Source organism: Undibacterium cyanobacteriorum (genome assembly GCF_031326225.1).
GTDB lineage: Bacteria > Pseudomonadota > Gammaproteobacteria > Burkholderiales > Burkholderiaceae_D > Undibacterium > Undibacterium cyanobacteriorum.
The window spans coordinates 4,330,426-4,343,527 of record NZ_CP133720.1; the positions used below are offsets into that span (position 1 = coordinate 4,330,426).

9 protein-coding genes are annotated in these 13,102 nt (G+C 49.9%); 4 read left to right on the plus strand and 5 right to left on the minus strand.

The annotated features are described in order from the left end of the window. Positions 1 to 199: 199 nt before the first annotated feature. From RF679_RS18040 to RF679_RS18050, 3 genes are all read right to left on the minus strand, one after another. Positions 200 to 1,111: a pirin family protein gene (locus RF679_RS18040; RefSeq protein ID WP_309482010.1), complete on the minus strand. Its 912-nt coding sequence runs from the start codon at positions 1,109 to 1,111 to the stop codon at positions 200 to 202. A 183-nt stretch (positions 1,112 to 1,294) separates the two neighbouring features. After that, on the minus strand, positions 1,295 to 1,657 hold the full coding sequence (locus RF679_RS18045; RefSeq protein WP_309482011.1) for a DoxX family protein: 363 nt from the start codon (positions 1,655 to 1,657) through the stop codon (positions 1,295 to 1,297). Between the two features lie 50 nt (positions 1,658 to 1,707). Continuing rightward, entirely contained in the window at positions 1,708 to 2,307 is a 600-nt protein-coding gene (locus RF679_RS18050; protein ID WP_309482012.1) for an FMN-dependent NADH-azoreductase, read from the minus strand. A 114-nt stretch (positions 2,308 to 2,421) separates the two neighbouring features. Between RF679_RS18050 and RF679_RS18055 the strand changes: the two genes are divergently transcribed. Next, positions 2,422 to 3,432 carry a LysR family transcriptional regulator gene (locus tag RF679_RS18055; protein ID WP_309482013.1) on the plus strand — a complete coding sequence of 337 codons (1,011 nt, stop codon included), beginning with the start codon at positions 2,422 to 2,424 and terminating at the stop codon, positions 3,430 to 3,432. Positions 3,433 to 3,759: 327 nt separating this feature from the next. Next, positions 3,760 to 5,643: a tetratricopeptide repeat-containing diguanylate cyclase gene (locus RF679_RS18060; protein ID WP_309482014.1), complete on the plus strand. Its 1,884-nt coding sequence runs from the start codon at positions 3,760 to 3,762 to the stop codon at positions 5,641 to 5,643. 35 nt (positions 5,644 to 5,678) lie between these two features. Here RF679_RS18060 and RF679_RS18065 read toward each other — a convergent pair whose 3' ends face one another. Further along, entirely contained in the window at positions 5,679 to 7,598 is a 1,920-nt protein-coding gene (locus RF679_RS18065) for an acyltransferase family protein (RefSeq protein ID WP_373921709.1), read from the minus strand. 269 nt (positions 7,599 to 7,867) lie between these two features. On the opposite strand from RF679_RS18065, the gene RF679_RS18070 reads away from it, so the two are divergent. After that, positions 7,868 to 8,290 (plus strand): hypothetical protein, encoded by a 423-nt coding sequence (locus tag RF679_RS18070; RefSeq protein ID WP_309482016.1) that lies wholly within the window; start codon positions 7,868 to 7,870, stop codon positions 8,288 to 8,290. Positions 8,291 to 8,368: 78 nt separating this feature from the next. Here RF679_RS18070 and RF679_RS18075 read toward each other — a convergent pair whose 3' ends face one another. Beyond that, entirely contained in the window at positions 8,369 to 11,746 is a 3,378-nt protein-coding gene (locus tag RF679_RS18075) for a YHYH protein (protein WP_309482017.1), read from the minus strand. A 303-nt stretch (positions 11,747 to 12,049) separates the two neighbouring features. On the opposite strand from RF679_RS18075, the gene RF679_RS18080 reads away from it, so the two are divergent. Then, positions 12,050 to 13,090 carry a HupE/UreJ family protein gene (locus RF679_RS18080; protein ID WP_309482018.1) on the plus strand — a complete coding sequence of 347 codons (1,041 nt, stop codon included), beginning with the start codon at positions 12,050 to 12,052 and terminating at the stop codon, positions 13,088 to 13,090. Positions 13,091 to 13,102 lie beyond the last annotated feature (12 nt).

Here is a 13,102-nt window from a genome sequence, read left to right on the forward strand (position 1 = left end):
CTTAGTTCTAAGCCGCATTCCAAGTCACACTGCGAACCACACGCGGAACCACATTTTGAATCACATTTTGATTCACATTCCGAGTTACATTTCTACCTAGTTCCAGCACTAAGCAAAACGGCTCTCTGAAAAAACAGAGAGCCGTTTTTGTTTTGCGCTTGCGAACAAGCTGGGCAAACAAGGAGGCGACCAATGTCGCCTACTGCGCCAACACGCCCTGTCCTTGATTGGTCGAGATCGTCTCTACCAACTGCCCGCGTCGGAAATCATCGATCGCTTTGAAAATTTCTTCTTGCGAATTCATCACGAAGGGGCCGTATTGCGCAATCGTTTCACCAAGCGGGCGTCCGGCAATCAAGATCAAACGCGCATCGGCACTGGCAGTGATTTTGACACCATCCGCGCTTGGCCATTTTTTCAGAATCGCCATACGCTGCAAAGGCACTTGCTGCTCACCGATCTTCACTTCGCCGCGATACACGTAGATGAAGGCATTAAAGTCAGCTGGCAAGGTTTGACTAAAACTACTTCCAGCTGGCATATGTAGATCGAGATAGATCGGCTCTGTCGTGACACGCGACATTGCGCCTGCCACACCGTGACTTTGTCCCGCGATAATTCGTGCCAAAACACCTTGCTCGGTTTCGATTTCTGGAATCTCATGGCTCTTGAAATCGCGATACCAAGCCGGTGACATTTTGTCTTTCGCTGCCAAGTTCAACCACAACTGAAAACCTTCCATCCGTCCAGCTTCTTGTTCTGGCAATTCAGAGTGGATCACGCCACGACCTGCCGTCATCCATTGTACGCCGCCGTTTTCCAGCAAACCCTCATTACCGGCACTATCACGATGGCGCATGCGGCCTTCCAGCATGTAAGTAATCGTTTCGAAGCCGCGGTGCGGATGATCTGGAAAGCCAGCGATGTACTCATCGGGATTATCGCTACCAAAGGCGTCGAGCATTAAGAAAGGATCGAGTCGATACTGATACGGCTGCGTCAGCACCCGCGTCAATTTCACACCAGCGCCATCGGAGGTGGCCTGTCCCACCACCAATTGCTCGACCGCGCGCGATTGTTGGATATGCTCCGATGTAACCATGGTTTTCATGATGTTTCCCTTTTCTGTTTTCTATGTGAGCTTTTTCTTGCGTTCCGCTAATGGAAATTGCAGATGAATCAGCCCGCTTTTTACTCTTGCTTTTTACTCTTGCTTCTTACTCTTGCTTCTTACTCTTGCTTGATACGCTGCCCCAGCAAGAGTGATCACGCTAGCGACGCGTATCTTGCAGCATCACTTGGTTTTAAACAACTGATCTTTGCTCTGTGTCACGAGATACACACTGGTCAACAAGACAAACAAAGCTGGTAGACCTTGTGCCAGCGGCGTATGCATGATGTGGAAATACACTGCGCCGAGCATGATCAAACTAATACCGGCCGCCGCCAAAGCGCGCAAGGGACGAATGAAGAGTCCAATCGCACCAGCGATTTCGCAGACACCGATAAAGTAGCCAAACCAAGCTGGCAAACCCAAGATGCCAAAGCTCATATGCACTTCCGGTACACCTGCCAACTTCGCCCCACCACCGGCCAGCAAAATCAAAGCCGCTAACACCATCGCCGTTGTACTGGCGTATTTCTGAATTGGATTCATCTCGTTCTCCCTATCTTATTGATGGTTCGTTATCGTTAATCAAGGCCGAATTAAGCTAAAACAGCTTCGATTTGCGCATGCGCTTCATGGAAGGCTTTTTCTTCCGCCGCCGGCCCCATTGCCAAGCCTTCAGCGTAAATGAATTCGACATCTGTCATGCCGAGGAAGGCCAAGAAGGCTTTCAAATACGGCATTTGTGTATCGTTAGGCGTATTGCGATACAAGCCACCACGTGTCAACACGACATACACTTTTTTGCCCTTCAACAAACCCTCTGGACCATTCGCGGTATAACGGAAGGTCACTTGGGCCCGTGAAATCGCATCAATCCAATTCTTCAATTGTGCCGATACGCCGAAGTTGTACATCGGGGCGCCGATCACCAACACATCCGCGGCTTGCACTTCTGCGATCAAAGCATCATCCAAGGCGACGCGTGCCGCTTGTTCTGCAGTACGTTGGTCGGCGGGCGTGAACAAAGCTTGCAAGGCGACTTCGTCCAGAGTCGGTTGTGGCGTCACGGCTAAGTCACGCAAGACCAAGTTGGCCTCTGGATGCTGCTCAAGTAAGCGTGCGCTCACTTGATTGGCAATCGCGGTGGAATGGGAACCTGCAACGCGGGCGCTGGAATTAATTTGCAAAATATTCATGATCGTGCTCCTTGGTTAGTCTTCATTAAGTGAAGCAGCACAGTTCATTGTTTTGCGCTGCTGAGAAAGTAAGCACACTTTATATGTTCCAAATTCGATCCGGAAGACGTTAAAATGGATATGATTGTTCCAAATTTGAATCAATCAGAAACCAGCTCACAGCTCCTTACGGCAGCACATCCACGAAAGACTATCCTCATGCAACTCGATCCAAACGACCTTCTCCTCTTCGCCCGTGTCGTCAGTGAGGGAAGTTTTAGTAAAGCAGCACAACGCTTAGCGGTGCCGAAATCGACGCTGTCGCGCCGCCTCAGCACCTTGGAAAATCAATTGGGCGAGCGCTTACTTTTGCGGACTACACGCAAGCTCGTGGTGACGGATTTTGGGAATCATGTGCTGGCGCATGCCCAGCAGGTCAGTGAAGAAGTCGAGGCAACCTTAGCTCTCACCCAGCTCAGGCAATCAGAACCCAGTGGGCGTTTGCGGGTCTCCATGCCGGCTGACTTTGCCAATCAAACCATCTCCAGCATGATTGGCCGCTTCTTGCGCAAGTATCCGGCGATCAGCCTAGAAATGGATTTATCACCGCGTCGCGTGGATATCATCGGCGAGAACTTCGATCTCGCGATCCGCATGGGCACTCTGCCCGATGACGCCTCTTTGGCGGCACGTTTATTGGCGGTATTTTCCGCAGCGCTCTATGCCGCGCCCAACTACCTTGAACAATATGGCGAGCCGCAAGAACCAGAAGCCTTAATGGAACATAAAACCCTGAGGCTCTTAGGACGCAGCGGCGACGCAGCTCCGTGGCGCCTAAAGAGTGGTGAACAAAGCTGGGAAGGCGTACCGCCCGGCATTGCCACTGCCAACTCCCCCGAAATGCTCAGACGTTTAGCACTCGATGGACTTGGCATCGCCCTCTTGTCCGAGCAATTCGCCCGCTGCCATTTACACGACGGCAGCTTGATCCGCGTACTGCCACAGTGGCATTCACCGGAATTTAATGCCTGGGCCGTCTTCCCCGGACGCCGCTTAATGCCGGCACGAACCCGCGTATTTATTGATGAGTTGATGCGTGAGCTCGAAGCTGCGCAGCAAGATGGGACTTGCGATACAAATAAATGAGCGTATAGAAGAAATGAATGATGTCGATACAAACTAATCAAGCATTTCCTCAAAAGATGTAGAGACGACATCGAAAGCGCAGAACAAATACGACACTTTTGAATTATTTTTGGAAGTTTTTCCTTTGACTCTGGGGATCCCATTTAAGCTTTTGAAATCTCCACTACCATACAGACATAACGCCATCCTCGAGCATGCTTGTCGAAGCGTGGTGTGAAACAAGGTAGCAAATCCTCAAGTGCGCCCTCCCCGTCAGACCACTTGAAACGCAGTGCCAACAAATTGGCTCGACGGGACTCAATTCATCGTGTTTAGGAGTTGAAGATCATGGGATTTGCATTCATTACGCCTTCTTACAAGTCCAAGGCCATCGCACTTGTTTGCGGTTGTAGCCTGCTACTCATGGCTAATGCAAAGGCCAACGCAGCCGAATTGAATTCTAAGCAAAAAACCAATTTAGAAGAGATCTCAGCCCGCAGCCAACAGTCTTACCCCGCTACGGAAACCTTGATTGCTTCCGAGTTACAGAACACGACCGACCCTCACTATCGCTTACAGCTATTGACCAAGCAAGCTGAGTTCCTTGATCTCTATCGTCGCCAGGATTTATTACTTAAAGTGGCACAAGAGGGCCAAGCACTGGCCCAAGAGCTCGGGCTCAATTCTGCTCGTGTTTTCTTTCAAGTCATGGAAGCAGATGCGTTAAACTTTGAAGGAAAGCTATACGACGCCATGCGCATCCATCAAAAGCTCGCGCCAAGCTTACCAACTTCCGACAGCGAAACACGCTACTGGGCCGCGCTCTCGTTAGCTAGAACACACATGGCGCTCAATCAAAACGAGTTAGCGACCAAAGAACTCAATACGGTGATCGAAGCTGATGGCGCTCAAGCTTCGCTGAAATCGCTAGCAATGCTCGACCTCGCGGATCTACAAATCAACATTGGCCTTTTTGCGAAGAGTCTCGACTATTTTCGCAAAGCCGTCGAAATCACACCGCCGACGCAAAAACAAATCAGCCTCTACGCAGAGATGGGTGTAGCACGTTCTCTGAATACGCTTAAAAAACGCGAAGAGGCCTTAACGAAAATCGACAGTGTCATCAAAGAGTTTCATCAAAGTGGAAACCTGAGCGGAGAGGCTTATGCCCTTCTTTTGAAAGGCTATTTTTTGGCCAAACTGACGCAGTTCGCCAAAGCTGAAGCGCCCTACTTGGAAGCCGCTGCTCTCTATGAAAGGATCGGTAGCCCGCGCAAAATTTCGAACATTTATACGCACTTAAGCGGCAATTATGCCGATCTCAAAAAACCTGATAAGGCTCTCATGTACGGTGAAAAGAGCTTGGCTTTAGCTGTAGAATCCGACGATCTGAATCTACAATGGGACGCCTACGCCTCACTCGGCGATGCCGAGGCAGCTGCCGGAAAATACAAACAGGCTCACCAGCACATGGTTGCCGCGTTTGAGATTTTCCAAAAATCATCAAGGCAGACTCTCGACAGTCAAACCATACTGATTCGTGAACAATTTGATACGGAACGCAAAGAAAAAGAGAACGCCATTCTTGCCGAAAAACTCGCCATCGAAAGCCTCTTATTGAGTAACAAGAAGCGTGAAATTTGGATCTTGAGCATTGTGACCGGCATCATGGCGCTCGCCTCCTTCGCACTCCTGTTTGCCTATCGCCGCACGCGTTACCTCGCGCAACACGATGGTCTCACTGGCTTACTCAATCGACGTCAAATCATTCATCAAGGTGATGTGGAATTTCAGCGCGCTAAGCGATATCAAACTCCATTGGCAATCGTTTCATTTGATATCGATCACTTCAAGGAAATCAATGACCAACACGGACATGCCGAAGGTGATCGTGTTCTCAAATGCGTAGGCGCAGTGTGTAAAGAAATGGTACGAGGCAGTGATTTTGCGGGACGATTAGGTGGCGAGGAATTTTTGATTGTGTTAACCCATAGCGATAAAGAGGGTGCCTTCAAATTCGCCGAACGCTTACGCGAGAAAATAACCGAAGTAGTCCACCAAAAAACGAACAAACTCGAAGTAACCGCGAGCTTTGGCGTAGTACAGTTATCTAACAACGACGCCAATTTCGAAAGTCTTTTACAACGCGCTGACGTCGCTATGTACCATGCCAAAGCGCGCGGTCGCAACCAGAGTTCGACGACGGATTTGCAAGTTGTCTCCGGTCTTTGATCGTGGAAGCATGCTTGTAGTGCACCCAAATTGGTTCAACGAACCTCGATCGTTTGGTCCATAAAACGAATATGCTCGCGAACATAAGTGGGTCGCAAATGCCCATTATCTTTGTATTTTGGCGCCAAATTTTCGTCAACACTACTACAGAGATCTGCGCTACAAATGGTATCAGTCGGATCGATCACAATCACGTCACTGTCTTTCCCAGCGCGACTTAAGTCCAGTTTGATCTGCGCGAATGGAACTTCAAATTCACTCAGGCGTCGACCACCTGTTCGCAATCGAAAACCCTGCCACAAACTTTGCACGGAGCGTTCCGCAATGTAAGAAGGATTAAACTCGATACCGATCGGAATATTTAAAATCAAATACACCTCCAGCCCACGCCGTCTCAGCATGGTGAGTTGTTCCCTCAAAGAATTAAGCGCTTTTTGATAGCCCTCGGTGTTGACCCCGATCGGGAATTCCGTCCCATCAGCAACATATTTTGCATTCTGTACTTCAACCAGCAAATGCCCATACCATTGCGCCGCGATGACCACTCGACGGATCTGCTTGTTCGCGTTCAGCACTTTGCTGACACTATTGGCCACATCCTGACACTCACGCGTTTCCTTTGAAATCGTATGAGGAATTGGTAAGCATCCCCCTTCACTGAGAAAGAGAATGCTATATCTTGGCGTAGGCTGTTGCAGTAATTGATCAAGTCTCGGGTAATACTGCTCAAGATTACTATCGCCGACAAACAGCGTTGTGGCCGCTTCCGTCCCCGCTTGCGAGCGCAAATTTACGCCATCGATGGCGGTGTTTTGTAAATGTCCCGGGAAATCCCATTCTCCCTGTGCTTTTGAAATAGCTTGAAAAGCAGAAGCACGAAACCCCAGGCCTGCTCGGGCATAAGTGTTGTAGCCAAGATAGCCTAAGCCCATCATCAATATCAACAGAATGATCGCGGTTAGATGAGGTGATTTCGTAGGACGAACAGGTTTCTCGATCAACCAATACGTAAGCGTCGCCAACACCAATGCGATGGCGAGCGCCATGAGCTTCATCACCTGAGTACTCTGCCCCGCTTCAAGAATGGTCAGCAATGACAGCAGCGGCCAATGCCACAGATACAGCGGAAAACTAATTAGGCCAATGGCGACCATGACACGATTCGCCAAAACGAGCTGAACCACGCGTGAGTCCTTGCCAGCATAGATCAAAATCGCTGCAGCAAGGACAGGCAAAACGCCGTACCATCCGGGAAAATGCTTTTCGTCTTTGATCAGAAAAAATGCAGACACCAACAATACTGCACCAAAAATCGAAAGCACAGTTTTCGCGGTAACAGAACTGATGGAGGCGAACCGAGGGCTCAGATCCATTGTGCTTTCTTGTTGAACCCTTAGTGCAACCAGGCCACCGATGGCTAACTCCCAAGCACGGGTATGTGGCAAGAAGAAGGTTTGCAGCGGATCAGTCTGGATCAAGACAATATTGGCGACGAAGGAACACAATGCCAGGAATAAGATAGGAAACAAGGGGCGAATTTTTAGCTTCAAGCTTGCCAAAAGCACGAGCGGCCAAACGACATAAAACTGCTCTTCCACACCAAGTGACCAAAGATGAAGTAAAGGCTTGAGCTGTGAGGCAACATCAAAATATCCGCTCTCTAACCAATACACAATATTCGCGCCAAATAAGGCACTTCCCGCCATATGTTTGCCGAGTTGCTGATACTCCGAAGGAAGCAAACTACGCCACCCCAGAGCATAGACAGTGAAAGTCACAAGCAGGAGTGCCGGAAAGATGCGGCGAATGCGCCTGCCATAAAACTCAAAAATACTGAAATGCGAAAGCGCCATCTCCTTCACAATAATCGAGGTTATTAAGAAGCCAGAGATAACGAAAAAGATGTCGACACCGATAAACCCTGAAGGAAGCAGCTTGGGAAAGGCGTGATACACCAAGACAGCAATTACAGCGACCGCGCGCAGGCCATCGATATCAGGGCGATAGTTGTGGTTCGGGGGGGGGGGGGGTAGCGTAGATCGAACACGGCTGAAAGTATTTTTCCCAGAAGAAAACAGGAAATTATACAAAACATCAGAATGAAAAGCCCGCTTTTGTTGAGTGAAAATCGTTTGCGAAGCGCCAAAGACCTGTTACGCTAGGCTTCACTCGATAAGCCCTGTCGCACTCTTGCGACGGATATAAAAAACTTCCGGAGACCACCATGAAACAAATTCTCAGAAATATCGCTGCGGTCCTACTCGGCTTCATCGCAGCCAGCGCCGTCATGATGTTAGTGGAAACCATCAATGGCAAAGTGTTCTATCCAGATCTCGCCAAAGCGGCGGAAGGGATTAAAGATCGTGAAGCAATGCGTGCCTTGTTTGCTTCGGCGCCTATCGGTTCGCTGCTGGTGGTGGCCTTTGGTTGGTTTGTTGGCAGTATCGTTGGTACGTGGATGTGCACACGCATTTCAGCGTCAGCCACAACGCGCGCTAGCTGGGTCCTAGCCAGCTTATTGATCTTGGCAGGTGTCGCCAACAATTTGATGATGCCGCCACCAATGTGGTTCTGGGTGCTCGGCATGGCTACGCTCGCGGGCGGTAGTTATCTCGGAATTCGTTTCGCTAGCCAGAAGAAACAATAAAGATATTAATAAGGATATTGAGAGCAGCAGCCTCGGTTTTATCGAGGCCGCCGAGTCTGCTGCATCTGGCACGCTCTCCTACTTCGCCCCTTTAGTGCAACGTTGAATGTAGGGAAAGGTATCGGTAATCATGTAATGGTAAATACCTTTCGGGAATTCAGGCGTGACACCGAAACGGCCATTACATTCATCGAGATCACCTAATCCTTCGACATATTCGTAATCTGGCGTGAAAGTCCCCATGGGAAAGACACTCACCGAAGGGCGACCGGCGTCGGGTGTCGCTTTCTTCCGATAACTCCCCGTCATTACTTTAATGCCCGAGTTACTATCATTCGCGTTGATATAACCGTAGCGTGCATAGATGGGAAAACCATCGACCGCGAAACCAACCAGCGTCATGGCTTTGCCCTTGTTCAACTTGGTCAAAATACCCTCGGGTACGCCGTGATAATGATACTGGCCATTCGGTTGTACATGCGCATTACTCTCATCAGTGCCAAACACAAATGCGCCACCGATTGCTTCTAAGATCCACGGTCCGCTGCCGCCCGCCATCACGCATCCTCCATTATTCGCGGTCGAACTCGCGGTCGATGAGCACGAGCCAGCGGTGGCAGGATCGAACTTCACGCTATTGTTGGCATAGCCTATGATCGTCGTGGCCTGCTTATTCGAAAGCACCGGCGCTATCGGCATATTCACGCGGATATTCTGCGACGATATGGGTGTCGCGAAATTCCCCGTAGTGACAGGATGATCTGGAATACCATTGCCGCTAATACTGCGCTGCGTGTCACTACACGACCAGCTATAGCTACTATTGGCATTCACCTTGGGACTGCTATTGAATCCAGAATAATTTAGGTCACAAGCAACCCCCTTAGTATTCGCGGTACCCGTCGGCGCTTGTACAGGCGCGATGGTATAGCTAAATGCGGTACTACCATTCACCTTATTCAGCCCTTCATCGGCCGGCAAATAAGTACGGACATAGTCAACTTTCACGCCGCTTGGGCTGACGTTGACGCGGGTGTATCCGCTATTCGGATATTTATCGCCAGACAAAAACGCGGACGAGAATTCCGAATAGTTATAGTTAGGATTGGCTGGCTGCGATACGGTTTGATAAGTCATGCCATCTAATTGCTGACGTACCCATACATGATCATGCCCTTGGAAGAAGGCGCTGACTTTATTCGCCACCATCAACTGGTGGATAGGCAAAGTCCACGTCGCGCGTTTCTGTGCAAACTCATTCACACCATTCTTATTGAACCCGCCCCACTCTGCCAAAGAAGCGACTTCAACACCACCACGTCCGGCGCCCATCACGTGATGCGCGAATACAAATTTATACTTGGCCTTACTTTGTTCCAGCGTCGTCTTCAACCACTGGTATTGAAGATCACCATGAGTCGGTGCCCAAATGTCGGTGTTGAGCGGCGTACTACCAAAAATGGTGGCCAAGGGCACCGACGAAGACAGATACGGATCAATCACCACAAACAAGGCATCGCCCCATGTCCAAGCATAGTAGTTGCGCGACTGTCCTACAAATGGCTGCGTTTGCGTATTGCCCGTGTAAAAACTGCCTGGCAATGGTTGCGAATAGTAAGCGTTGCGCGCGTTCTGCGCCCACACCGCGACATTGTTTTCCGTGCCATTGAGCAGATACCCCGCCATCTGCTCGTGATTACCATTCACCAAGAAAATCGGAGCCGATTTTCCGATGAGGCCAAGATAGGGCCGTTGTATCGCATAGCGCTCTTTCACCTGAGTTTGATTCACCGTGATCGGGTCCAACATATCGACGCTGAAATCATCGCCTAAGCTGATATGAAAATCGGGACGATCGGCTGCGGCTGTTTGCAAAGTTCGGGTATAGAGGCTCGCATTAAATTCATTGGCACGCTCTGGATGCGAATCGCCTTGTATGGTGAAACTGAAACTAGCATCCGCAGCGCGCGCTGTTTGGAAACGAGACTCGCTCGTCGTACCCAATTCTGTTCCACTCTTATCAAACATGTGCAAGCGATAGTAGTAGGTCGTGTTGCCACTGAGCCCTTCTAACTTGAGTTCAGCTGGAACGCCGCTCTGTAGCGCCAACTTAGCGGTCTTATTTTCGAACGTTGAGCTGACGCGACCATACGATATCTGCACATCCAGATCACGACTCGAAGAGAGCACATTGGCGATCACGCTCTGATTGGTCGGCGAAGCCAAAACGATACTGCCATCAAAGGCGATTTCGGATGCATAAGCACTTGGACTTGCGAGTTTCGGCGCCGAATCGGTGCTCACGACAACACCAGAACGACTATTCACAGTGCACACATAATTGACGCTATTGCTCAAACCTTCCAACAGCAAAGGACTACTACTTCCTTGCTGTGCCCAGGTCTTACCGGCTCCCGTGCATTGCGCCACATACGTTGGCGTTGGACTAGTGGACTGACCTGACGCTGGCGCGAACAAAATCGCGAGCTTACCGTCACCTTGTCCCACGGCACTAATGCTAAGACTATCGCTCACCGATGGCAGCAACGAAAATTCATCTCGTCCCATGCCAAGTAAGGCGTAAGCAGCACTCGTATCCGCCTTACCCTGCGAAGAACTGATCGCGGCGACCATGGCTTTGCCTTTGTTGATGTTGTCGCTATCGCTCAAGAAACTAATGCCTTGTTCCAAAGCGACGGTGCGACCTACCTTGACTTTGTTATTGAGTAGCGTGGTGACCCACGCGTAGTCAGGGTCATTGGCAAAGGTGCGTGCCGACACCAACATGGCATTAATGATCGAGGCTTTGGTGAAGCGACCACTAGTGATTTGATCGGCCCAATAATTCACTTCCACATCGCTCGGTGCGGTCGCGCCGGTGCGACCAAGCACATTCTTGTACACCACACGTACAAAGTCGGCCGCACTCATACTACTGGAATAACCGGTCAAGTCTGGATACAACTTGCCCGCTTCATAAAAATAATCGGCGATCCTATCGAGGCTGGTTCCCGCTCGCAGCGCTTCCATCCAGTACAGCATGCCCTCCGCATCCGGCGTGCGATTAAAAAAGGCGATATACAATTCAATCAAGGATTGCAATTGAGTTTCCGGAACTTGTCGGGCCACTTCTGCTACAGACAAGTACACGCCCATATCAGCAAAACGGACGGAGGCTACATCGGTATAGGTTTGACTGAGGCCGCTCCCGAGATCCTTGATAGTCAAGGTATTGCCGCTCAGACTCAGTGCATAATTGGCACGCGGCCCCGCTACAGTCACTGTCGAGGTCGGTGGACTTTGCGGTGGCGCCGCTAGATTACTTGTTGAAACCTGAGCTGTCGTTTGCGTCCCACCGCAAGCCAATAAGAGAGGAAGCGTGCTCGCGGCTAACAAAACCAACCGGAATCTAGTTCTGATCTTGAACTTGCCTTCGAGTGTATGGAGAATCATCATAGACCTTTGCTATTCAATCGATAAAACGTCGCCGCACTCGCCGTGCCACAACGCATTCAAATTGATGCACAGTGTGAAGATCAATTATGAAGAAACAATGAAGATTGTGATGCTCCCAACAACTCTTACAATTGCTTACGCAATGTCACAAAAGGAAAGTCGAATCTTCATGATTGCTACATAGTTTTATCTCATGCTAACAAACACATCAAGCACTTCTCCAACTCAACCATGAACATGCGTCGCTTAATTGTAGTTTTTCTTCTCTTCGGTCTGCTTTGCAAGGCGGCTTACGCTCATCTGATGCCAGCGCAACAAGGTAGTATCAACTTACAAGGCAAAGCTGCTTTCGTCGCTATCGCGCTACCTGTATCAGCACTGAAAAATGTCGACCACAACCATGATGGTCGTTTGTCGGTACAAGAGGCAAGCCTGTTTCAAGCAGCGATTGCTGAGCAAGTCAGCGCCGCGCTGCAATTGAGTGATGGCACCCATCTTGCCAAGCTTGATTTCATCCAGATCAATGCAGAATCAAGCAGTGAGCACGCGAATGCTGTGGGTGTAGACCATGCAATGGGCGAGAAATTCTTTTTGGCTTTACTTAAATTCTCGTTTGAAAACGAACCTGAGCACATCGTCCTCAATCTGACTTTCTTTGGCAGTAGCGCGGAAGAAAAACAAGTCACGATCAAAGCGATCCGCGGTGCCACGAGCGAAGTTGGAATCCTGACGCCTAGTCTCACAAACCATGTTTTCTTTCAAACCCCACAAGCGACACTTGTGTCTTTCATCAAAATAGGAATCGAGCACATTTTGAGTGGTTGGGACCACCTGGCATTCTTACTCAGCATCTTGTGTATCGCCACACAATGGCGTCAGCTGCTTGCGTTCACGGGCATCTTCACAATCGCGCATAGCATCAGCCTTGTCCTCGCATTAGGCGGCTTATTACACTTCGATGCTCGATGGGTCGAGCCATCTATCGCTCTCAGCATCATCGTCATGGCGGGCCTCAATCTGAGCAAGCACCAAATGCGCCTCTCAAGAAAACTCATCGTGGTTTTCTTCTTTGGACTGCTGCATGGACTTGGTTTTGCGGCCAGCCTCGGCGTGCTCGACAGCTCCGCCACGCATCGCATATGGAGCATCATGGGCTTCAACCTTGGTATCGAGCTCGGACAAATCGCCTTTCTTGCGACGTGTTTGTCGGTGCTTGCAGCAGTACGATTCGTCGCTGAGAAGCGCGGCAAACAGCAATCAATACAAGCATTTCTCTTCAAGCTCGTAAATGGCAGCGCGCTCGCATTGGGTTCCTATTTTTTGCTACTCAATCTCTCGCACTGAATTCCTGTTGTC